Source organism: Lysinibacillus sp. NPDC059133, assembly GCF_042755925.1.
Taxonomy (GTDB): Bacteria; Bacillota; Bacilli; order Bacillales_A; family Planococcaceae; genus Lysinibacillus.
On record NZ_JBHZDH010000021.1, the window covers coordinates 47,131 to 70,679 of the forward strand.

The following is a 23,549-nucleotide window of genomic DNA, read 5'->3' on the forward strand; positions in this document are numbered from 1 at the left end:
TTTTCGTCCAAGTCACATAGGTTTGGCACCTAGAATGATATTATACAGACAAGCAAACATAAAATCAAATAATATTTGCAGATAAGTAATATTTGGACTTTGGATTTCTATAGCCTAACTAAATTTGCATGGCCTAGCGAAAACGGAAAACGGAAAACGAAAAGTCGCTCGCGCTTCAAGGTATGAAACATGCCTTACTACAAAGGATACTTTAAACAAACGTAGTTGAAAGCTCAAAGGTAAAAGCCCAAAGTTTACGTGTCAAAATTCTTTCGTATTAAAGCTAAAAATTTAAAGTATAAAAATCTTTTAAATCCTGGGCAACTGGTTAAGGTGTTGATTTATCTGGACCGTCCGTCATCCACCAGGCAGCTGGAGCTGTGCATTACATAGAAAAATAATATACAAAACAGGCGTCTCTTAATTTGAGGAGACGCCTGTTTTGCTTCTATAAGAACTTATAGGTTTACGTATGAAATGAATGGGGAAACAAGGTGTGGTATAATTTCGTCTCAATGTTTTGGCTTCCTATAGGGATAATTTTATTAACTAGTATTACTTTGTATAAAAAACAATATAAAAAGGGTGAAAGCGGAGAAGGTGTAGCATTTTTGCTCCTTGCTAGTATATCTACATTTGTTGGAATTGGTATAAGAAATAGAGTCTCTTTAATATTCTATTTACTATCAATTATTTTAGGGTGTATCGCATTAGTATTGATTTTGAAGGCCTATAAAATAGACAGATTAAAACGATAATAAAGGACGCCCCGAGAATTCTCAAGACGTCCTTCTTCATCATTATTTATTCTTCAACACAAGCTTCGCCACACATTCCACTTGCGCTGTCTGTGCAAACATATCCACGGGCTGAATATACTCCACATCATAAAACTTCGATAATTCATTTAAATCCTTCGCTAATGTTGAAGGATTACAAGACGTATAGACAAAGCGCTTCGGTTTTAGCTTCAATACAGTGCGGATAAACTCTGGTGCTAGACCCGTGCGTGGTGGATCAACTGTAATAACATCTGGTGTAAATCCTTCCTTGCGCCATTTTGCTAAGACACTTTCTGCTGTGCCGACTGCGTATTTTGTATGCTTGAAGCTATGATTTCGTGCATTTTTACGTGCATCTTGAATGCTTTCTGGAATAACATCCATCCCACGAACTTCTTTAGCTTGGTCAGCTAGCCATAAACCGATTGTCCCAACACCGCAGTAAGCATCAACAACTGTTTCTTTGCCTGTTAATGCTGCTGCTTTTTTGATTTCATCATAGAGATGAACGGTTTGTGTTGGATTTAGTTGGAAAAAGGCGCGAGCTGATAAATCAAATGCTAATTCGCCAAGCTCTTCATGAATCGTTTCCTTACCATCGAGGACAATCGTCTCATCGCCAAAGATTAACGATGTTTTCTCACGGTTAATATTTTGTGCGATCGATACGATACTTGGGTCGATTTTTTTTATACGAGCAATGAGTTCCGCTTGATGTGGAATTTCCTTACGCGTTGTGACGAGCACGACTTGTGTTTCACCAGTACGAATCCCAGTACGTACAACAATCGTACGCACTAAGCCATCAAGTGTACGACCATCGTAAATAGTAATATTCAGTTTTTGTAAAATTTTACGTGTTGCCACTGTAATTTTTGATGTAATCGGATGTTGAACAAGGCAATCATTGATGTTTAGTAACTTGTTACTACCTTCTGCAAATAGCCCTGCATAGACACGCTTACCTTCTTTACGTACTTGATATTGACTTTTGTTACGATAATTCCATGGATTATCCATCCCTAGAGTTTTGCGAACTTCAACTGTATTAGCTAAAGGCTTAGCATAACGTTCTAATGCTTGAATTACGATATCACGCTTTTCGATTAGCTGTTTTTCATATGTCATGTGTTGAAGCTGACAGCCGCCACATTCGTTGTAAACTGGGCATGGTGCTTCCTGACGATGTTTTGAAGCTTTGCGAATCGTTACTATTTCTGCTTCAGCAAAGTTTCGCTGTGTTTTAGTTACTTGTGCTGTAATTTCTTCACCAGGAATGGCACCCTTTACAAATACGACATTACGCTTATAAAAGCCTACACCTTCACCATTAATACCTAGTCTTTTTATTATTAGAGGAAATTTTTGTCCTACTTCCATTGTTGTTTGTTGCGTCAAGCGTTCCACGTCCCTGTTCTTTTAATATCATCTCCCCATTATAACTAAGGAGTAGACGATTGCAAAGCGACAGGGAAATCTTCATGTTCTAAAACTAAATCGTTAAGGGATAAAAATGTATAGCCTTGTTTTTTCGCTTCGGCAATAAACCTAGGAAGAGCTTCAGCGTTATCCTGCGCAACAGTATGCATTAATATTACGGCACCGGGGTGAAGCTGTTCCATTAATGCATTATACGCATAATCTGCGCCGCGTCGCACATCCCTTTCCCAATCCTTAAAGGCAATAGACCAGAAAATATGACGATAGCCTTCAGCGTTGCCTACCTCTAATAATTCCGCATTAAATGTACCTTCAGGCGGGCGAGCATAGGTTGTACGTTCAATACCCGTCAATTCACGCAGTTTATCATCAAGCTTTTTCCATTCTGTACGCATACCATCAGGCGTTAGTCTTGCCATATTTGGATGCCCCCATGAATGGTTGCCAATCATATGGCCATCTTTAACCATGCGTTTTACTAAATCAGGGGCACTTTCTAAATAATGACCAGTTAAAAAGAAGGTAGCTGGTGCGTTCTCCTTCTTTAACGTATCCAAAATGCTTTCCGTAAACCCATTTTCATATCCGTTATCAAAGGTTAAATAAGCAACTTTATTATCAGGCTTTCCTTTATAAATGGCACCATATTTTTCAACTATCTGATCAAGCTGTGCACCAGCTTCTGCTTGTTCACCGTTTTTTGCTCGTTTAAAGCCCCAGTTGTATTCATCAGAGCCAGAGGCCGAAAATGGATTAAAGCTAATTGCCGCGGCAATAATAAAAGTAGCAATTACCGATCCTACTATATGCTGTTTCCACATAAAAACGCATCCTTTCTTTTTCATTAGAATGCGTTAATTTTAAAAAAATTATCCTACTTGATTTCATTCAAAAAGTGTTTCTTTTAAATGAAGGAATTTAACTTCTTTCAGCGGACGAAAAAAAAAACACTCGCTGAAAGAAATTAAAGCCTCTGAACGCAATTATGCCGAGACATAGTTGATATGAATGATGTTTTTCTAAAACAGTAGGTTATACATGTTGACCTTCTAATACTTAAAAGGGCGAATACCCGCGGAAGAGAGGTGAATACCCGCGGAAGAGAGGCGAACACCCGCGAAAGAGAAGCGAATACCCGCGAAAGAGAGGCGAATACCCGCGAAACGAGTGAATACCCGCGGAAGAGAAGTGAATACCCGCGGAAGAGAGGTGAATACCCGCGGAAGAGAGGTGAATACCCGCGGAAGAGGAGTGAATACCCGCGGAAGAGAAGCGAATACTCGCTGAAGAGAAGTGAATACCCGCGGAAGAGAAGCGAATACCCGCGGAAGAGGGGTGAATACCCGCGGAAGAGAAGTGAATACCCGCGGAAGAGAGGCGAATACCCGCGAAACGAGCGAATACTCGCGGAAGAGGAGTCGAACACCGGAACACCTAAAAAGCAACACCCACGAAAAATGTTATAATGGTTAATAGTGAGGTGTTACGAATGCGTGTTATTACGAAGATTGCACGTCAAAAAAACAATCCAGAACGTTATAATATATATTTGAACGAAGAATACGCTTTTCCTGTAGATGAGGCAATTCTCATTCAATTTGAATTAACGAAGGGTAAAGTGCTTGAGGAATTTGATATTCAGGAAATTGCTTATGAGGATGAGATTCGAAAAGCTTTTAATAAAGGGTTAAATTTTTTATCTTATCAAATGCGTAGTGAGCATGAGGTCAAGAAAAAGCTTCTCTCGTTAGAATTTGGGGAAGCGGTTATTTTAGAGGCTATACAAAAGCTTAAATCGTATGGCTTTTTAAATGATGAAACTTACTCCAAGGCGTTGCTGAATACGAAAAAAGCTACGATGAAAAAGGGACCCAAAGCAATTAGGCAAGATCTTATGAAAAAAGGGATCGATAAAAGCTTACAGGATGAGGTACTTGCTACATATAGTCATGGGGAACAGGTAAAGCTGGCGACACAATTGGCTGAAAAGGTCATTCGATCGGAAAAAAAGAAAACGCCAACACAAATAAAAGCTAAAATTCAAGATTTTTTAATGCGAAAAGGTTATTCTTTTAGTGTTGTAGATGAGGTGCTTAGTCAAATAGAGATTGAGCAAGAGGAAGATGAATGGCAACAGCTACTTGATGTACAAGGCGAAAAAGTTTGGAAAAAGTATTCATCGAAGTATACTGGTTATGAATTGAAAATGAAAATAAAGCAGGCGCTCTATCAAAAGGGTTTTCCTATAGAAGTTATAGATCGTTTTATAGAAGAGAAGGAGAATGAGGAATGAACGAAAAAAATTATGCTGCCATGTCAGAGCATGAATTACGTGAAGAAATAGCTATGATAAAGGAAAAAGCACGTAAGGCGGAACAGCTAGGCATTATCAATGAATTCGCAGTATACGAGCGCAAGGCTTTAATGGCAGCTGCTTATTTAGTGGATTTGGATACAATAATTCCTGGAGAAATGTATCGTATTGACGGCTCTGAAAATGAATTTTTTCAAGTGGATTATTTAAAAGGACGCTTCGCATGGGGACATCGCTTAGGGGGCGAAAAATACCAAGAGGCTTTACCTGTTTCCATGCTATCTCCTGTAAAGGTGGGCAAATAAATGGATGAAAAAATTGAAAAGCTAACTGCTGAGTTACTTGCAAAAAACCCGGAAATGTCAGTAGGACGTGCACGAGTATGGATTGAGCTTTTATGGAGTGATTTTGAGTCAACTTCTGCAAAAGCTGGTTACGCTTATCGAGGTGCTGAATACACTGAAAATTTGGTGCGTCAATTAATTGCCAGCTATGGTGATAAACTGCATGCATTTGCGGGACGTAACCCAAAATACGCGCATCTACTTGATGCTAGTGATGATATGGTACAATAACAAAACCCTGGCCAATATAGTTGGTCAGGGTTTACTGATGTTTAATTACTTGCGCCAACCTGTAATTTTTTCTGGAGTTTATCTTCTGTAAAAATCCAGCCTGTGTATGAAGTGATAATCTCGTTGTCATCGTTTAAATGAGCGACAGCAACGAAAGGATAGCGATTATCACTACGGTAACGTAGATCAATTAATCTTACTTCTGTTAAGCCATTATCGAGTTCTGAAATTTCCCAACGATACAATGGTGAGAATGACACGAATGCAGCGAGATTGGGATCTTTCAATGCTATTTCAATAAGAGGCGTTTTCGGTAAAGGTTTTATTTCGAATTTATCGTAAATATTAACAGCTCGCCCATAAGCACGGCCAACATAATAATGCGTTTTGGATTTTGCTGCAATTCGCCAGTGGAAGAAACGCATTGTAGGGGCTACAATAACATACTCTTCATCCTGAATGGTATTATGCACAGCTTTCTTTACAGCCTTTTGGACTGCAAATCGTAAAATATAGTAAACGATAATAATGAAATACATGATACTAAATGTCCAAACAGGATTGACACCAAATGCCCAAAGTAAAATGCCGAGGCAGTGTAGTGTGAAAATAATAGGATCAAATGTATTAATGACACCAAGTGCAACCCATCTTCTAGAAAATGGTCGAAGTGCTTGTGTACCATATGCATTGAAGATATCAACAAAGACGTGAAGTGCTACAGCTAAAAATGTCCAAAGCCATAAATGAAACACATTTGCGTCTTGAATAATAAGTGCTAAAACCGCTGTAATTAAGATGGGCCAAATAGCTACTGCTGGAAGTGAATGTGTAACTCCACGATGATGTCGAATATAAATAGCGTTGTTGCGCAGCTTTAAAACGGTATCGACATCAGGTGCCTGCGAGCCAATAATGGTACCTGCCATTACTGCGGTAAATGTCATCGAATGATTTGCTACAACGGGATCCGCTAATGCAAGACCACCGAGGGCTATACCCATAACGAAATGTGTACCTGAATCCAAGAATATCCACTCCTTGTATGCATCAAAATAGAGTACAATTTGCATACATGTATATTTCAATAATCCGTAATACTTTGATATTTCTCTATTAAGACTGTCGTGCTAAATCTTGAAGCTAGAAAATAATGGCGCTTTTTGTCGTTTCAGACAAATATCTTTTCTTAATTGTATACTCTTTTTACTATAAATAAAATCGTAAAAACACTGGAGGTCACTGTGAATTATCCATATGTAACAGAATTTCGACAATCTTTAGTCGAATGGTTTAATGTTGAGAAGCGTGATTTACCTTGGAGACATACGACGGACCCTTATAAAATCTGGGTATCGGAAGTGATGCTACAGCAAACACGTGTCGACACAGTTATTCCTTATTACAATCGTTTCATGGAAAGTTTTCCAACATTAGAATTACTCGCGGAAGCTCCACAAGAATACTTATTAAAGCATTGGGAGGGCCTTGGCTATTATTCCCGTGCACGTAACTTACAAGCGGGTGTTCGCGAGGTTTTAGAAAACTACGGTGGGGTAGTACCCGATAATCGCCATGAGATTTCAACATTAAAAGGCGTAGGTCCGTATACTGCTGGAGCTATTTTAAGTATTGCCTATAATAAGCCCGAACATGCAGTTGATGGCAATGTTATGCGTGTTTTAAGTCGTGTGCTTACTATTCATGATGATATAGCAGCTCCAAAGACTAAAAAGATTTTCGAAGCGGCTGTTGAAGAACTGATCGATCCTGAAAATGCATCGTCATTCAATCAAGGCTTAATGGAGCTTGGTGCACTTATTTGTACGCCAACTTCACCAAAGTGCTTATTATGTCCAGTTCGCGAATACTGTATCTCTTTTAATGAAGGTGAGCCTGAAAAATTACCTATCAAATCTAAAAAAGTAAAGATGAAGCATATCACATACGATGTGCTTGTATGTCAAGATGATAAAGGTCGAATTTTATTGGAGCAGCGCCCAGCAGAGGGTTTATTAGCTAATCTATGGCAGTTTCCAATGCTTGAGCACGGTAAAGATTCAATAGATACTTTTATTAATGATTATGCTATGAATGTTCAACCGCAACAGGAATTGTTAACGTTTAAACATGTTTTTTCACATTTAACATGGCATATAAATAGCTATTTTATGAAATGCAATTCAGCAGTAAAGGGCGAATGGCTGACTCGCGAACAAATAGAATTATTACCAATGCCCGTTCCAATGCTGAAAATTTGGCAAGAAATTAAGGATTAATCAAGAAAATAATATTTATAAAAATTTATGAGCATAAAACCATTCACCTCGGTACACAATAATGAACGTGGAGGTGAATGAATAATGAAAAAGCAAAACAATCAAAATTTACAACCGAATAAAAACATGCAACGTCAAAATCAAGAATTTGGTTATGAAACAGACGTTACAGAGGCTAATGAAGTGCAAAAGCAAAATGCTAAAGCAGAGCAGAACAAAGCTCAAGCTTCAGGTAACTTCAATAAAACTAACCAAGATCTTGGTGAATAACACTTTGTAATTGCATAATTGCATTTACCTCTAAGGAGCTGTCTAAAATCGAAAAGATTTAAAAAAGACAGCTCCTTTTAAATTTTATTTAGTAAAATCTGATTGCTCAGGAAGTTGAGAGAGTTGCTCGGGTAGCCAATAAAACCACTTCGATGCGAAGAAAACAGAAGAGAAAGACCCGCTCCGATAAATGAATATAACAAAAAATTTCAATGGGGTTGTTGTTATGATAAAATTCGCTTCAAATTAACGAAATTTTGTACAAAATTAAAAGAGCGCAGGGAAATTTGTGGTTTTCTAACTACACCTTTCGCGTACACATTGCTATAATATACTAGAGACTGCTAGATTTAGGTAGCATAGACGAAAAGGTGGGCTTCAAAGATGGCAATACCGGTAGAAGGAGAAACGATACAAATACATAGTTATAAACACAATGGCCGTATCCACCGTGTTTGGCAAGAAACAACGATTTTAAAAGGAACAAAAAATATCATTATCGGTGCGAATGAGCGGACACTTGTGACAGAATCCGATGGTCGAACGTGGCTAACGAGAGAGCCTTCTATTTGTTATTTCCATGCGGAGTACTGGTTTAATATTATTTGCATGCTACGTGAAGACGGTGTGTATTATTATTGTAATCTAAGCTCACCATTTGTTTTCGATAATAATGCCATTAAATATATTGACTATGATTTAGACATTAAAGTTTTCCCTGATATGTCTTATTCACTCTTAGATGAGGATGAATATGAGCTACATCGTAAGGAAATGTCTTATCCAGATGTCATAGATAAAATTTTAAAGCGCAATGTCGATAAATTAATTAGCTGGATTCAACAAAAAAGAGGACCCTTTGCACCTGATTTCATCGATGTCTGGACAAATCGTTATAAGTTTCAGCTCGATATGCAAGCAGATGATTGTTAGTTGCACCTATTAGTTTTACTAATAGGTGTTTTTTTTATCGGAAAATAAGTAATCCTCTACCGTTTTTTTGTTATGGTAATATTGTAAGGTATTACAAATATTTGGGGGCAAATTATGAATACAGGTTATATCATAGGTACATTATTTTTTTTGACTGGTAGTTTTATGTTGTTCATGCACAGACTTGTAGCCGAGGCGGTCCGTTATTTGGGTCACTTTGTGAATGATACTATACATATGAATAATGAATTATACGTACCTTCTTTTGGGTTCATAATAGTAGGTCTGATTTTTATATTACTAGAATATGTATCTAAAAGATTAAAGGAAAAAATGTAAAAAGGATTGTTAAATAAGCTGATTGAAAAATAGTCCGTGATAAAGTTAAATTAACTGTACTTAAAACAAAATATTGCTATAATACGTTTGGGCATTCATTTTTTGTGGATGTCTGTTTCTTTTTATGTACGAAGTGATATAAGGGGTTCCCCTTGTATTTGCTAAATATGGTTTTTTGATAAGGATGTGATAATAAATTGGGTAGTATAAAGCGTTATATGAAATTTGTAAAACCATATACATGGGAAATAATTTTAACGATTTTAATTGGTATAGTGAAATTTGCAATTCCGTTATTTATTCCATTACTCATAAAAATTGTGTTAGATGATATTATTGCTGCAGATCATCTAACGGATGCAGAGAAGACAAAAGAACTGTTTTATTGGTTAGGTGGCACGATCATTGTATTCTTTATTATTCGACCACCGATTGAGTATTACCGTCAATATTTTGCTCAACATGTCAGTAACAAAGTGCTTTTCGATATTCGAAAACAAATATATGCACATTTACAGCGACTAAGTTTAAGATACTATGCAAATACAAGAGCTGGCGATGTGATTTCAAGAGTGATTAATGATGTGGAACAAACAAAAAACTTTATCATGACAGGCTTGATGAACGTTTGGCTCGACCTTGCGACAATTGTTATTGCAATCGGTATTATGTTTGCTATGGATGTAAAGCTAACGCTAGTAGCATTGATTGCGTTCCCATTCTATGCGTTTAGCGTAAAGTTCTTCTTTGGCAAGCTTCGGTCTTTAACACGTAAACGGTCACAAGCACTAGCAGGTGTGCAAAGCTATTTACATGAACGTGTAGCTGGAATGAGTATTATTAAAAGCTTCACGCTAGAAAAGCATGAGCAAAAATTATTTGATGAAGCAAATGGTGAATTTTTAGAGAAAGCACTAGATCATACGAAATGGAATGCTAAATCCTTTGCAGTGGTGAATACAATCACGGATGTAGCACCACTCCTAGTAATTGCTTATGCAGGTTATCAGGTTATTAATGGAGATCTTTCAGTCGGGACGATGGTTGCCTTTATTGCCTATATCGAACGACTGTATGGTCCACTTCGTCGCCTTGTAAGTTCATCGACAATGTTAACACAGTCCATTGCATCAATGGATCGAATGTTTGAATTAATAGATGAACCCTATGAAATTAAAAACAAGGCTAATGCGTTAGAGTTACCTCGGTTAAAGGGGGAAGTTCGTTTTGATAATGTGAACTTTCAATATGAAGAAGAGGGCTCACAAATTTTAAACAACATCAATTTTACAATTAATCCTGGGGAGACAGTTGCGTTTGTAGGAATGAGTGGCGGAGGAAAATCAACGATCATTAGTTTAATTCCTCGCTTTTATGACGCAACGAGTGGCAACGTATGTATTGATGACTATGATGTTCGTGACGTATCTTTACATTCTTTACGCTCACAAATTGGAATAGTCCTACAAGATAATATTTTGTTTAGTGATTCAGTAAAAGAGAATATTTTAATGGGCAAGCCAGGTGCATCTGATGAAGAGGTCATTGCTGCGGCAAAAGCGGCGAATGCACATGATTTTATAATGAACTTGCCAGATGGCTATGACACAAAGGTCGGGGAGCGCGGTGTGAAGTTATCAGGTGGACAAAAGCAGCGAGTAGCGATCGCCCGTGTATTTTTAAAAAATCCACCTATTTTAATACTGGATGAAGCAACCTCTGCTTTGGATTTAGAAAGTGAGGCACTTATTCAAGAATCATTGGATGTACTTGCACATGAACGCACAACCATTATAATTGCTCACCGACTTTCTACGATTACACATGCAGATAAAATTTTGGTTATAGATCATGGACAATTAATTGAAAGTGGTACGCACGAGCAATTAATGCAAAAAGAAGGAACCTACTTTAATTTATTCCAGGTGCAACATTTAGATTGATATACCACGGTATAACAGAAAAAATCTGATTCACAAACAAATTCCATACCTAAATTTTACTGATGAGTCAATAATCTAAAAATAGCCTTCCGTTCAAACATAAACGGAGGGCTATTTTTTTGTCTTATTTATAAAATATTATCGATTAATAAGATAATATTAATACGAAACTCGAACGATGTAGAAAATCTATGTTAATTGCAGAATAATAATGATTGAAAGAGCGATGTTTTTTGGTTAGAATTATCTGAAAATAGGGAATTGAGTGATAGTTAATGTAATTGAGTGAAAAAATGGGTGGGATGGGGCGATTGATCATGAGAAAAAAGCTGCTAGAAATAAAAGGCTTAAAGACAACCTTTTTTACAGATGATGGACAAATTCCTGCCGTAGATGATATCGATTTTTCTGTTCATGAGGGAGAAATATTAGGGATTGTAGGGGAATCGGGAAGTGGAAAAAGTGTTACATCACTGTCCATTATGGGATTAATACCGTCACCACCTGGAAAAATAACAGGGGGAGAAATACTATTAGATGGCAAAAACCTCGTCACATTATCTGATAAACAAATGCAGAAAATTCGTGGGAAAGATGTGGCGATGATTTTTCAGGAGCCTATGACATCCTTAAATCCTTTGTTTACAATTGGAGATCAGCTAAAAGAAGCGATTTTAATTCATAATCCAAAATGGTCGAAAAAAGAAGCCTCTGCAAGGGCAATTGAAATTATGAAGCTTGTAGGTCTACCACGTGCTGAGGAATTATTAAAAGATTATCCGCATCAGCTATCTGGGGGAATGCGACAACGGGTCATGATTGCAATGGCGCTTGCCTGTGATCCGAAGGTGCTAATTGCTGATGAGCCGACTACTGCACTAGATGTGACGATTCAAGCTCAAATTTTGCAACTTATGAAAGATTTAAATAAACGTTTAAATACAGCTGTGTTATTAATTACACATGATTTAGGCGTTGTAGCAGAAACATGCGAGCGAGTTATTGTGATGTATGCAGGTCAGATTGTAGAGGAGGCACCTATTCAGGAGATATTCGTTAATCCAAAGCACCCTTATACACAAGGGCTTATTAAATCTGTACCGGATATGCGTTATAAAAAGGACAATCTTTACTCTATACCAGGCAGTGTACCGAAGCCGGGAAGTATTCAGGAAGGCTGTCGTTTTGCAGCGCGTTGCGAATTTGCGATGGATCGCTGTATACAAGAAACACCACCTTTATATGAAGCAACAGAGCAGCATAAATCGAGATGTTTTTTACTAGAGAAACAGGAGGTGGAGCAACATGTCGAAAGTGTTGTTGAAAGTTGATGGTTTGAAAAAATATTTTCCCATTCGGAAGGGGGTCCTTAACACACAGGTTGGGGACGTAAAGGCAGTGGATGATGTTTCCTTTGAAGTCTTTGAAGGAGAAACATTAGGTATTGTGGGTGAGTCCGGATGTGGTAAATCAACGACTGGTCGACTTTTAATGCGATTGCTTGAGCCAACAGAGGGCGAGATTGAATTCGCAGGTAAAATGATTTCAGAATTATCGAACAATGAGATGCGCAAAGCCCGTAGAGACATTCAAATGATTTTCCAAGATCCTTATGCCTCTCTTAATCCTAGGCATAATATTGGAAAAATATTGGAGGAGCCTCTTATTGTTCATGGAATGGGCAATGCAAAGGAACGGAAACAGAAGGTATTAGAGCTTCTCGAAATTGTTGGGTTAAATGAATATCATGTGAAACGTTATCCACATCAATTTAGTGGTGGTCAAAGACAGCGTATCGGTATTGCTCGTGCTCTGATGACGAATCCTCGTTTAATTATTGCGGACGAGCCTGTCTCTGCACTCGATGTGTCCATACAGGCGCAAGTATTGAATTTATTGCAAAACTTACAAAAGGATTTAAAGCTAACTTATATTTTTATTTCCCACGATTTAGGAGTTGTACGCCATATTAGTAATCGTGTAGGTGTAATGTATTTGGGGAAATTAGTGGAGTTGACAGCAAGTGAGGATTTATATGCTGAGCCACTTCATCCATATACACAGGCACTGCTATCCTCGGTACCTGTTCCAGATCCTACGTTTGAACGTGAACAGCTCATTATTTCCGGAGATATTCCAAGTGCTTCGAATCCGCCAAGCGGGTGCACTTTCCATACAAGATGTCCTTTTAAAAAAGAAGAATGTTCTCAAGTAGTTCCAAAAATGCAAGAAGTGAAACCGGGTCATTATGTTGCTTGCCATCTATATGATGCAATCCAACATTCAATGATATAAAAAAACTTAGGGGGAAATTCAATGAAGAAAAAGAAGCTTTGGACTTTGGGTGTAATGCTTATCCTTGTTCTTTCGACAATCTTAGCCGCTTGTGGCGGTTCGGATACTAAGGATACGGGTAGTAAAGATACTTCAAGTGGTGGCGATAAAGCTAGCAGTGGCGGACCAAAAACATTAGTATATGGTCGTGGTGGTGATTCCACTGCTCTTGATCCAGCGACAGTAACAGAAGGTGAATCGTTTAAAGTTACGGTTAACATCTATGAGACTCTAATTAACTTTGGAGAGGACGATGTAACATTGCATCCAGGGCTAGCAAAATCTTGGGAACCTTCAGAAGATGGCCTAACATACACGATGCAACTTGAAGAAGGGGTTAAGTTCCATGACGGGACTGATTTTAATGCTGAAGCAGTCGTGAAAAATTTTGAGCGCTGGAAAGCTGGTGGTGCTGATAAATTCCCATACTACGCCTCTCAATTTACGGTAGGTGGAAAGCAAGTAATTGAGTCAATTACGGCTGATGGTGATTATAAAGTTATATTTAAACTCTCTCAACTACAAGCACCATTCTTGAAAAATTTAGCGATGTCTCCATTTGCTATAGCTTCACCAACAGCATTTGAAAAAGATGATGAGGCACTTAAAGATCATCCAGTAGGTACTGGTCCATTTAAATTTGTAGAGTGGAAACGAAATGATTCTATCACAATTGAGAAAAACCCTGATTATCGTATTGCAGATTTGCCGAAATTAGATAAAGTTATTTTCCGTTCTATTCCAGATAACTCCGCACGATTCAATGCATTAACTAACAATGAAGTTGATGTAGTTGATGGCTTAAGTCCATCTGATAAAGGTTCAATCGAATCAAATGCAGATTTACAATTAATCGAACGTCCATCTATGAATGTTGGTTATCTTGGATTAACAGTAACCCGTCCACCGTTCGATAATGTAAAAGTTCGTCAAGCAGTGAATTATGCAATCGATAAGCAAGCATTAGTAGATGCATTTTATGAAGGCTTAGGCGAGCCAGCAAAAAATCCGATGCCTTCATTAATTGCAGGCTACAACGATGAGGTTAAAGGCTATGACTATGATCCAGAAAAAGCAAAAGCATTATTAGCTGAGGCTGGCTACGATGGCAAAGAAATTGAGCTATGGGCAATGCCTGTGCCACGTCCGTACATGCCTGATGGTCAAAAAATTGCGGAAGCCATTCAGAAGAATTTAGCAGATGTTGGTATGAAATCTAAGATTGTAACGTTTGAATGGGCTACGTATTTAGATAAGGCGGAAAATGGAGATGCGGATGCGTTCTTACTTGGTTGGACAGGTGATAACGGAGATGCGGATAACTTCCTTTACACTTTATTAGACGGAGATAATATTCATTCTAACAACTATACATTCTATGACAACAAAGAAGTGCACAAACTATTAGTTGCAGCACAAACTGAAATGGATGAGGACAAGCGTAATGCCCTTTACAAGCAGGCACAAGAGATTATCTCTAATGATGCACCATGGGTTCCAATTGCTCACTCTACTCCAATTTTAGCTGCTAACACTAAAGTTACAAACTATATTGCGCATCCGACAGGTTCTGACCGTTTAGATGCAGTTGATATGAAGTAGGCATATAACAGGTTTTAATATAAGAGGAAATTATTTTAAAGAATCTGCTTGCTTTCTGCGGGTAAGCCGTAGAATTCTCGCAGATTCTTTTTACAGTTTGAATGATTATTTCTGTATGGAAGACCAATCATCAATCATTAAAACCGTTTGGTGAAGGCTGACCCTTTCTACAGTATGCGTAGAGACTTCAATGCTTTTGATGAAAAAGTATATTATGAAAATAACAGAGGGGTGAAGAAAATGCTTCACTATATGGGAAGGCGTTTGTTTCAATTAATCCCAGTTTTGCTTGGAATGACTTTTATCGTCTTCATGTTAATTCGCGCAATTCCTGGTAATCCAGCACAAGTAATTCTAGGACAGCAGGCAACGAAAGAAGCGGTCGAAGCGTTAAACGCAAGTTTAGGATTAAATAATCCATGGTATACACAATATTTTAGTTACTTAGGTGGGATTTTCCAGGGTGATTTAGGAGTATCATTACGTACTAAATTACCTGTATCAGAGGAAATTTTTCCGTATTTAGCGGCAACGGCTGAACTAGCGCTATTTGCCATGATTATTGCAGTGATAGTTGGCGTAAATGCTGGCATTATTTCTGCGTGGTTCCAAAATTCTTGGTTCGACTATGTAGCAATGGTAGTTGCCTTAGTTGGGGTGTCCATACCAGTTTTCTGGCTCGGTTTAATGGAACAATGGGCTTTCAGTAATCAGCTTGGCTGGTTCCCAACATCTGGTCGAGAGAACGTGCGAGATCCAATAACCGCCATTACTCATTTTTATTTACTGGATACGCTCATACAAGGCCGCTTTGATCAATTTACAGAAGTATTAAAGCGATTAGTATTACCGGGCATGGCTCTCGCGACAATTCCAATGGCGATTATTGCAAGAATGACTAGGTCGTCTATGCTTGAAGTAATGCGCTCTGACTATGTACGCACCGCTAGAGCAAAGGGACAAAAAATGTTTATTGTTGTTTATAAGCATGCATTAAAAAATGCAGTTATTCCAGTGTTAACAGTTATCGGTTTGCAAACAGGATTACTGCTAGGTGGTGCCATTTTAACAGAGACAATTTTCAGCTGGCCTGGAATTGGGCGTTATATTTATGATGCTATCGGCTTCCGAGACTATCCTGTTATTCAATCAGGTATTTTAGTAATTGCTTTTATTTTTATCATGATTAACTTAATTGTGGATTTACTGTATACAGTAATTGATCCACGGATCAAATACAAATAGAGGGGAGAAGCGATAATGACTGGAGCGATGGATATAAAAACAGAAGTAGCACCAAGTCGTGAACGAGCGGTAGGTCCTTGGAGAGAAGGCTGGCGTAGCTTTAAAAAGAGCAAAATCTCCCTGGTAGGTGCAGGTATTGTACTATTTTTTATTATACTTGCTATATTTGGCCCGATGATTGCTCCTGAAGGAATGAATGAACAAAATTTTACGAAGCGTTTATTAGCACCGTCAAGTGAGCATTGGTTTGGTACAGATGACTTTGGTCGGGATATTTTCTCTAGAGTTATACATGGAGCTCGAATTTCTTTGTGGGTAGGATTTTTTTCAGTTATTCTTTCTGTAATTGTAGGTAGCTTACTTGGTATTATTGCGGGGTACTACGGAAGATGGGTTGATACGATCATCTCGCGTGTTTTCGATATTATGTTAGCATTCCCTAGTATTTTACTAGCAATTGCAGTAGTGGCAGTACTTGGGCCATCATTACAAAATGCATTGATTGCTATAGCCATTATTAACGTGCCGAATTTCGGGCGCTTAATTCGTTCGAAAGTATTGAGTGTTAAAGAAGAGGAATATATCGTAGCAGCAAAGGCGATTGGAATGCGTGATTCACGAATTTTATTCTCGCATATTTTGCCAAACTCGATGACACCAATCATTGTTCAAGGAACGCTAGCAATAGCGACAGCGATTATTGAAGCGGCAGCACTAGGTTTCCTGGGATTAGGAGCTCAAGCACCCGCGCCAGAATGGGGAAAAATGCTGGCGGATGCCCGCGTATTTTTATTAAAGGCGCCGTGGACGATGATTTTCCCAGGGTTAGCTATTATGTTAACGGTTCTCGGTTTCAATCTAATGGGGGACGGTCTACGTGATGCGCTTGACCCGAAAATGAAAAGCTAACTAAAAAAGGCGAAGAGATGGATATCAAGCCAACTCTTCGCTCTTTTGATTAAATAAATTCCTCTTCAAATTCCACATTGATTTCTTGGCCATGATGAGTCTGATACGACACGATGAGCGTATCTAAATGCTCTAGGTTTTCTTCGTAATCTAAAATACGAGATAAAATATAAAGCAAGTGATAACTCGAGAATTCTGTATCGCCTTCATCATGCGCATAAGTTATTTGTTTTATAAATATCTCCATTAACTCGTTACGCTGAACATAATCATTATGTTTACTCCACTCGGAATGTTCGGGCTTTAATTTCCCAGTATATTTTAATAGTAGCTGTTCATGGTAAGTTAGTAGGAAATCAAGTCGCTCTTGAATCATTAAATGAAATTGCGTCGGTAGCTGGGCTAATTCGTTTTCATGATTATGAAGACGATGAAGCAGCTCTAAACTTTTCTTTGATGTTGTAATCATTTGACGATAAACAACTAATTTACGTGCTTTAACAAACTTTTTATTTTTAAAGTAATTACGCTCTTCCTTATAAAAATCATACAATGTGTCAACTCGTTGCATACGAGACTTAAATTTGCTTAATGCTTCTTTTGTAGAAGTATGCTCAGATGCTTGACGAACAGCAAGTCGCGTCCATCGGATAATATCATCCTGTAAAAAGTAAATCTTACGGAAAAGCTTTACTTCATATTTTGGTGGTAGGAAGAACAGATTGACAACAAATGCTGCTAGCACCCCAATTAATATGGTAATAAAGCGAATAAGACCAAATGTAAGAAAATCATCTCCTTGAAACTCCATAATAGCTACAACTGTAACAAGTGCTAGTGACAATGATTTTTCAAGTTTAAATTTCAACATGATACCGATCGCAACAATGACGGCAATGCCAATTGCTACTACATGGTGGCTGAAAAGCAAGCCAAAAATGACCGCGATGGTAGCTCCTATAATATTGGCTTGTATTTGCTCAACAATTGTTTGATAAGAGCGATAAATAGATGGCTGAATCGCAAAGATGGCTGCAATTCCTGCAAAAACAGGTGAAGGTAGCTCTAGCAGCTCAGCAATAAATAGTGCAAACACGATGGCGACACCAGTTTTAAATACACGGGCACCTAATTTCATAGAAAATGGATGTCCTTTCTGTCTAAAATTTTAAGCTTCCTTACATTATAGAAGGAAGTGCTCATAAAATACATAGATTTGTATGTCATTTACAGAAAAAGACGACTCACAGGGGAGTCGTCTTTAAAAGTTAACCTTAGACACTGTTCTAAATTGCACTGCTCACTAAGCGTTTAGCCTTTACATTTACAAATTACAATTGTGAAAATGCACTATCTACCGCTTTAATTGTTTCAAGAATATCTGCTTCTGTATGCTCTGTTGTTAAGAACCAAGCTTCATATTTTGATGGAGCTAAATTAATACCTTGTGCAAGCATTAATTTAAAGAAGCGCCCAAAGATCTCACCGTCTGAGTTTTCAGCTTGCTCATAGTTTTCTACTGTCACATCTGTAAAGTAAATTGTAAGAGCACCTTTAAGGCGATTAACAGTAATTGTTACATCATGTTTTTTGGCTGCAGCCAAGATACCTTCTTCTAAAATGGCTCCAAGACGGTCCATTTCATCATAAATTCCTGGAGTTTGTAATACTTCTAGGCAGGCAATACCAGCTTGCATGGATGCAGGGTTTCCTGCCATTGTGCCTGCTTGATAAGCAGGTCCAAGTGGAGCAACTGTATCCATAATTTCTTTACGACCGCCGTATGCACCGATCGGTAAACCACCGCCGATTACTTTACCAAGTGCAGTTAGGTCTGGTGTTAAGCCTAATAAGGTTTGAGCACTACCATAGTGGAAGCGGAAAGCAGTAATAACTTCATCGTAAATAGTTAATGCACCATTTTCCTTTGCTGTGGCATGAACTAATTCTAGGAAGCCAGGGTTAGGCTCTACAATACCGAAGTTTCCAACGATAGGCTCTATTAAAATAGCTGCGATTTGATCGCCCCATTTATCCATTGCTTCTGTAAATGCTTCAGGGTTGTTAAATGGTACAGTAATTACTTCCGCTGCTGTTGAAGTTGTAACACCAGCTGAGTCTGGAGTACCTAATGTTGCAGGACCAGAACCAGCAGCTACTAGTACTAAGTCAAAGTGACCATGGTAGCAACCAGCGAATTTCATAATTTTTGTACGACCAGTATAAGCACGTGCAACACGAATTGTTGTCATTACAGCTTCTGTACCAGAGTTATTAAAGCGTACTTTATCCATAGATGGGATTACTTCTTTTAGCATTTTAGCAAAAGTAACCTCATATTCAGTTGGAGTCCCAAACAAAGTTCCATTTTCAGCTGCGTGTGTAATAGCCTTTGCGATATGTGGGTGACCGTGACCAGTAACGATTGGACCGTAAGCTGCAAGATAGTCGATATAACGGTTGCCATCAACATCCCAAAAATAAGCACCTTTCCCACGAGCCATTGCAACAGGTGAACCTCCGCCAACTGCTTTATAAGAACGAGAAGGGCTATTTACACCACCAACGATATGCTGTAGCGCTTCTGCGTGTACTGCTTCAGATTTTGTGTGATTCATATATATTGCCTCCTAAATCTTTATACTTCATCTATTGTAGACCTATCAGTGCAAGAAATCCAAAGAAATTAAGGGATATGATTTGTTTTACTATTTAGAGTAAAATAGAGCGTACAGAGGAGGAGATTGATATGGCTTTAATAGAAGGTAAAAAAGCACCTGATTTTTCCCTTATAAATGAAAAAGAAGAAATAGTAAAGTTAGCGGATTTCAAAGGACAAAATGTTATTTTATATTTTTATCCTAAAGATATGACACCAGGCTGTACGATGGAGGCTTGTGACTTCCGTGATAAGAACGAGGGTTTTAGTAAATTAAATGCAGTTGTACTTGGCATTAGTCCTGACGATGCAAAAAAACATACCAAATTTATAGATAAGCATGGATTACCATTCTCGCTATTAGTGGATGAGGATCATGCCGTAGCAGAAGCGTATGGCGTGTGGGTGCTGAAGAAGATGTATGGACGTGAATATATGGGGATAGAACGTTCGACATTTTTAATTGATACAGAAGGAAATCTCATAAAGGCTTGGCGTAAAGTACGTGTGAAAAATCATATTGAAGAAGTATATACATATTTAGCAGAATGGGAGGTGACACAATGAGAATTTATTTTACGTTTGAACCAAGACCAAATTTACGTGAACCACTAGTAGCAGAATTTCCACAAGTTGATTTTATTTTTGAAAATGGCTTATCAAACGATGAGTTACAACAAGCGGATGTGCTTGTCACATATGGTGAAGATTTAAATGATGAAAATATGCAGTATGCGGCAAAGCTTAAATGGATATTTGTCGCTTCAGCGGGGATCGAAAAAATGCCAGCACAGGCCATTGTTGAACGAGGGATATTAGTTTCGAATGTGCGTGGCATTCATAAAACACCAATGGCAGAATCAATGCTTGCACATATTTTAGCGATTAAGCGTGCACTACCTTGGATGTATGAACAGCAGAAGAAAAGCGAATGGTCAAAAAAAGCAAAACAAACCGAGTTGCGGGATAGTACAGCACTTATTTTAGGACCTGGAGCTATTGGCTCGGAAGTAGGTCGCTTATTGCAAGCATTTGGTGTTGTGACAATTGGCTGTAACCGTTCAGGGAACGAAGCGGCCTATATGAATGAGATGGTGAGCTTCGATCAACTAATCGAAGCTTTACCTAAGGCCGATATTGTCATTTCTGTATTACCTAAAACAGAAGAGACGACACATTTATTGAAAGAACAACATTTTAAAGCGATGAAAAATGATGCCATTTTCATGAATTTTGGTCGTGGAAACTTAGTAGAGGAAAATGTTTTGATTCATGCCATTCAAGCAGGTGAAATTGGTTATGCTGTTTTAGATGTATTTGAACAAGAGCCTTTAGCTGAGAATCATCCTTTATGGACTTTTTCGAATGTCATTGTGTCTCCGCATATTTCAAGTCACTCATCTCGCTATGTTGAACGCAGCTTAGAAATCTTTAAGCCTAGTTTAGAGAAGTGGTTACGTGGTGAAACGGATTTAGAAAATATAATGGATTTATCAAGAGGTTATTGAATTAATCCTAATTAAACTGAAATGTGTATGATTGTTGACAGAAGTAAGCTTAATTCGATACACTAATTATAACAATTATAAATTAATAATCTTTATGGAAGAGGTGCATGACGATGTCTGAAACGCATTTACAGGATGCACTTGACACGTTAAAAACAACTGGTGTTCGTATTACTCCTCAGCGTCATGCTATTTTGGAATATTTAATTCAAACAATGGCACATCCAACTGCCGATGAAATTTATAAAGCACTTGAAGGGAAATTCCCAAATATGAGTGTAGCGACCGTCTATAATAACCTTCGCGTATTTCGTGAAGTTGGTCTAGTAAAAGAACTAACTTTTGGTGATGCTTCAAGCCGCTTTGATTTCGTTACAAACGATCATTATCATATGATTTGTGAATGCTGTGGAAAAATAGTCGACTTCCATTATCCTGGTCTCGACGAAATTGAACATTTTGCATCACAAGTAACAGGCTTTGATGTGCATTCGCATCGTTTAGAAATTTACGGCACTTGTCCATCGTGTAAAGATGTATCTGCAAAAGTACAATAAAAAAATCCTAGCTCTTATCGAAGGGCTAGGATTTTTTTGCCTTATTATAAGATTGGTCGAACTCTTTTCCTTCTAGAGTTGGATCCAGTGTTAATGGTTCATTGCAGTACATACACATATCTACACGGCCTAATACTTTTGTGTACTTATGGCAATTAGGGCATACGACTTGAACAGCTCGTGTTGAGAGCAGTCCAATCCATGCATATACGACTGTACTACCAATAATACAAAGTACACCAAGTGTCATGAAAATTAATACTAGAATAGGATTGTTTTTAAAGAAGATTCCCCCATACATAACTACAAAGCCGATAAAAATAAGTGCTAATGCGAATGAACGGATTTTATTAATTTTATTTTTGTAAGGTTTCATTTATCATCTTGCCTCCCAATCTAAAATCTACTATAACATATAAGAACAAAGTATTTTAGCTTTGATAACGTGGAAAGAAGGAATACTTTTAGAGTATGTCGAAATTTTAACGAACTCAATTTCGCCTTGGCGTAATTGAGTTCGGTGAAAATCCGTCACATCCACTGAATGAAGATAAAAGGTTACAAGTAAATAGAGGGGGACTGAACATGGAACAAGTTTTGCGTCCGATATATCAGGAACGTGCAAGTCAGTCGAATACATTAGGCGTTATTTTAGTGGGAAAACGAGAGGAACAAAGTAATGTTACAGATACATTTGATACAATCTTACTTATTATTGTAAAGGAAGCAGAACAACCAGTCTTTACGAAACATTATCTATATGAAGGAAATAAAGTAGCATTACATACGGTTACTGAGAAAATAATACGAAAATGGCTGCTTATAGGCTCAAATAAAAAAGTAGTCGATTGGATTTTCTTTGGTCGAGTATTATTTGATCGTAATGAATTTCTTCATAAATTAAAAATTGAATTACAGGAGTTTCCGTTTAGTGGTCGTAAAATCAAAACAGGCATTCAATTTTCAAAGTTAATTCGTCGTTACTTAGAAGGAAAAGAATACTTTGATAAAGGTAGCTATCTCGATGCTTATAATCATGTAGTAGATTCGTTACATCATTTGGGCCGTTTGTCCATTATTGATAGTGGACTTTATCCTGAAGTAACTGTTTGGGCCCAAGTGAAAAAAATAGAACCAGCGATTTATAAATTATACGAGGAGCTCGTTACAAGTATTGAACCGATAGAAAAACGATTAGAGCTATTGTTTTTAGCAAGTGAGTTTTTAATACATTCACGTACTCGAGACGGCGCACAACATATTTTAGAAGTAATGCAATCGAAGGAGACTTGGACTATTCAGGAATTGCATGATCATGATGAGCTCATGAATTACTCGGTAGATTTAGAAGTATTTGTAGAATATCTAGTGGACAAAGGTTATATTCAAATTGAACCTATCGTTGCGAAAAGTGAAATGATATTCCACCGTCATTATAAAGTAAATAAAGAAGCTCTAGAAATGGAGCAAGGACTGTAGTATGCTAGTTATCGAGGTATGAAAAATACCTCGATATTTTTTTATAAAAAAGTTGTTGACTTTTAATTCGATGATATTGTATTATATTAATTGTCGCTAAGACATAATGAAAAACTCAACGAACGAAAAAAACTTTTTTAAAAAAGTTGTTGACATGAATTGAGTTAAATGTTAATATAAAGAAGTTGCTGAAAAACAACGGCGACAAAATGAACCTTGAAAACTGAACAAGCAAAACGTAATCAATAAAGTTTTTAGTAACTAGTCTTGAGTTAGTGAACGAAACAAAATTTTGGACATCAAACATGATGCCAGCAAAACAATTTGAGCTAATCAAATTTCTTTTTATGGAGAGTTTGATCCTGGCTCAGGACGAACGCT

The 23,549-nt window shown here is 37.7% G+C and carries 23 protein-coding genes; 17 read left to right on the forward strand and 6 right to left on the reverse strand.

The genetic code is table 11. The features are described 5' to 3' along the window. Positions 1–800: 800 nt before the first annotated feature. Both rlmD and ACFXN8_RS13140 read right to left on the reverse strand, forming a co-directional pair. A complete protein-coding gene (gene rlmD, locus ACFXN8_RS13135) occupies positions 801–2,180 on the reverse strand; it encodes a 23S rRNA (uracil(1939)-C(5))-methyltransferase RlmD (protein WP_386845606.1) in 1,380 nt (459 codons plus the stop codon). A gap of 44 nt (positions 2,181–2,224) precedes the next feature. Beyond that, the gene (locus tag ACFXN8_RS13140) at positions 2,225–3,043 is read right to left on the reverse strand and encodes a polysaccharide deacetylase family protein (protein WP_376073137.1); all 819 of its coding nucleotides are present in this window, start codon (positions 3,041–3,043) and stop codon (positions 2,225–2,227) included. Between the two features lie 264 nt (positions 3,044–3,307). Here ACFXN8_RS13140 and ACFXN8_RS13145 point away from each other — a divergent pair, with 264 nt between their 5' ends. The 4 genes from ACFXN8_RS13145 to ACFXN8_RS13160 are packed head-to-tail and all read left to right on the forward strand — an operon-like array spanning position 3,308 to position 5,111. Next, positions 3,308–3,688: a hypothetical protein gene (locus ACFXN8_RS13145; RefSeq protein WP_386845608.1), complete on the forward strand. Its 381-nt coding sequence runs from the start codon at positions 3,308–3,310 to the stop codon at positions 3,686–3,688. A 23-nt stretch (positions 3,689–3,711) separates the two neighbouring features. Continuing rightward, on the forward strand, positions 3,712–4,515 hold the full coding sequence (recX, locus tag ACFXN8_RS13150) for a recombination regulator RecX (RefSeq protein WP_386845610.1): 804 nt from the start codon (positions 3,712–3,714) through the stop codon (positions 4,513–4,515). Next, positions 4,512–4,841 (forward strand): YfhH family protein, encoded by a 330-nt coding sequence (locus tag ACFXN8_RS13155; RefSeq protein WP_053483069.1) that lies wholly within the window; start codon positions 4,512–4,514, stop codon positions 4,839–4,841. The genes recX and ACFXN8_RS13155 overlap by 4 nt, the downstream gene beginning before the upstream one ends. Beyond that, the gene (locus tag ACFXN8_RS13160; protein WP_197143542.1) at positions 4,842–5,111 is read left to right on the forward strand and encodes a YfhJ family protein; all 270 of its coding nucleotides are present in this window, start codon (positions 4,842–4,844) and stop codon (positions 5,109–5,111) included. 41 nt (positions 5,112–5,152) lie between these two features. On the opposite strand, the gene ACFXN8_RS13165 is transcribed toward ACFXN8_RS13160, so the two are convergent. After that, a complete protein-coding gene (locus ACFXN8_RS13165) occupies positions 5,153–6,139 on the reverse strand; it encodes a metal-dependent hydrolase (RefSeq protein WP_386845613.1) in 987 nt (328 codons plus the stop codon). Between the two features lie 216 nt (positions 6,140–6,355). Between ACFXN8_RS13165 and mutY the strand changes: the two genes are divergently transcribed. The 9 genes from mutY (at position 6,356) to nikC (ending at position 16,965) form a co-directional block, all read left to right on the forward strand. Further along, positions 6,356–7,390 (forward strand): A/G-specific adenine glycosylase, encoded by a 1,035-nt coding sequence (gene mutY / locus ACFXN8_RS13170; protein WP_386845615.1) that lies wholly within the window; start codon positions 6,356–6,358, stop codon positions 7,388–7,390. 84 nt (positions 7,391–7,474) lie between these two features. Beyond that, positions 7,475–7,660: a gamma-type small acid-soluble spore protein gene (locus ACFXN8_RS13175; protein WP_386845617.1), complete on the forward strand. Its 186-nt coding sequence runs from the start codon at positions 7,475–7,477 to the stop codon at positions 7,658–7,660. 384 nt (positions 7,661–8,044) lie between these two features. Continuing rightward, positions 8,045–8,593 carry a nucleoside tri-diphosphate phosphatase gene (ntdP, locus tag ACFXN8_RS13180; RefSeq protein ID WP_376073159.1) on the forward strand — a complete coding sequence of 183 codons (549 nt, stop codon included), beginning with the start codon at positions 8,045–8,047 and terminating at the stop codon, positions 8,591–8,593. Positions 8,594–9,129: 536 nt separating this feature from the next. After that, the gene (locus ACFXN8_RS13185; RefSeq protein WP_386845620.1) at positions 9,130–10,875 is read left to right on the forward strand and encodes an ABC transporter ATP-binding protein; all 1,746 of its coding nucleotides are present in this window, start codon (positions 9,130–9,132) and stop codon (positions 10,873–10,875) included. Between the two features lie 317 nt (positions 10,876–11,192). Continuing rightward, the gene (locus tag ACFXN8_RS13190) at positions 11,193–12,206 is read left to right on the forward strand and encodes an ABC transporter ATP-binding protein (protein ID WP_386845622.1); all 1,014 of its coding nucleotides are present in this window, start codon (positions 11,193–11,195) and stop codon (positions 12,204–12,206) included. Beyond that, positions 12,181–13,170 (forward strand): ABC transporter ATP-binding protein, encoded by a 990-nt coding sequence (locus ACFXN8_RS13195; protein ID WP_053483077.1) that lies wholly within the window; start codon positions 12,181–12,183, stop codon positions 13,168–13,170. The genes ACFXN8_RS13190 and ACFXN8_RS13195 overlap by 26 nt, the downstream gene beginning before the upstream one ends. A gap of 21 nt (positions 13,171–13,191) precedes the next feature. Continuing rightward, positions 13,192–14,811 (forward strand): ABC transporter substrate-binding protein, encoded by a 1,620-nt coding sequence (locus ACFXN8_RS13200; protein WP_376073169.1) that lies wholly within the window; start codon positions 13,192–13,194, stop codon positions 14,809–14,811. Between the two features lie 240 nt (positions 14,812–15,051). Continuing rightward, the gene (locus tag ACFXN8_RS13205; protein ID WP_376073171.1) at positions 15,052–16,056 is read left to right on the forward strand and encodes an ABC transporter permease; all 1,005 of its coding nucleotides are present in this window, start codon (positions 15,052–15,054) and stop codon (positions 16,054–16,056) included. A 15-nt stretch (positions 16,057–16,071) separates the two neighbouring features. Then, positions 16,072–16,965, forward strand: a complete 894-nt coding sequence (gene nikC / locus ACFXN8_RS13210) for a nickel transporter permease (protein WP_376073174.1) — start codon at positions 16,072–16,074, stop codon at positions 16,963–16,965. A gap of 49 nt (positions 16,966–17,014) precedes the next feature. Here nikC and ACFXN8_RS13215 read toward each other — a convergent pair whose 3' ends face one another. Both ACFXN8_RS13215 and ACFXN8_RS13220 read right to left on the reverse strand, forming a co-directional pair. Then, on the reverse strand, positions 17,015–18,103 hold the full coding sequence (locus ACFXN8_RS13215; protein ID WP_376073176.1) for an FUSC family protein: 1,089 nt from the start codon (positions 18,101–18,103) through the stop codon (positions 17,015–17,017). 193 nt (positions 18,104–18,296) lie between these two features. Next, complete coding sequence (locus tag ACFXN8_RS13220) at positions 18,297–19,583, reverse strand: glutamate-1-semialdehyde 2,1-aminomutase (protein ID WP_386845625.1); 1,287 nt, start codon at positions 19,581–19,583, stop codon at positions 18,297–18,299. Positions 19,584–19,714: 131 nt separating this feature from the next. On the opposite strand from ACFXN8_RS13220, the gene bcp reads away from it, so the two are divergent. From bcp to perR, 3 genes are all read left to right on the forward strand, one after another. Next, positions 19,715–20,191 (forward strand): thioredoxin-dependent thiol peroxidase, encoded by a 477-nt coding sequence (gene bcp, locus ACFXN8_RS13225; protein WP_386845627.1) that lies wholly within the window; start codon positions 19,715–19,717, stop codon positions 20,189–20,191. Further along, positions 20,188–21,132 carry a D-2-hydroxyacid dehydrogenase gene (locus tag ACFXN8_RS13230; RefSeq protein ID WP_386845629.1) on the forward strand — a complete coding sequence of 315 codons (945 nt, stop codon included), beginning with the start codon at positions 20,188–20,190 and terminating at the stop codon, positions 21,130–21,132. Before bcp ends, ACFXN8_RS13230 begins: the two co-directional genes overlap by 4 nt. Before the next feature lie 113 nt (positions 21,133–21,245). Next, positions 21,246–21,689, forward strand: a complete 444-nt coding sequence (perR, locus tag ACFXN8_RS13235) for a peroxide-responsive transcriptional repressor PerR (protein WP_142510785.1) — start codon at positions 21,246–21,248, stop codon at positions 21,687–21,689. A gap of 25 nt (positions 21,690–21,714) precedes the next feature. On the opposite strand, the gene ACFXN8_RS13240 is transcribed toward perR, so the two are convergent. Next, positions 21,715–22,065, reverse strand: coding sequence for a YgzB family protein (locus ACFXN8_RS13240; RefSeq protein WP_349661107.1), 351 nt, complete (start codon positions 22,063–22,065; stop codon positions 21,715–21,717). Positions 22,066–22,274: 209 nt separating this feature from the next. On the opposite strand from ACFXN8_RS13240, the gene ACFXN8_RS13245 reads away from it, so the two are divergent. Next, positions 22,275–23,168 (forward strand): nucleotidyltransferase-like protein, encoded by an 894-nt coding sequence (locus ACFXN8_RS13245; RefSeq protein ID WP_376073187.1) that lies wholly within the window; start codon positions 22,275–22,277, stop codon positions 23,166–23,168. Positions 23,169–23,549: the final 381 nt, after the last annotated feature.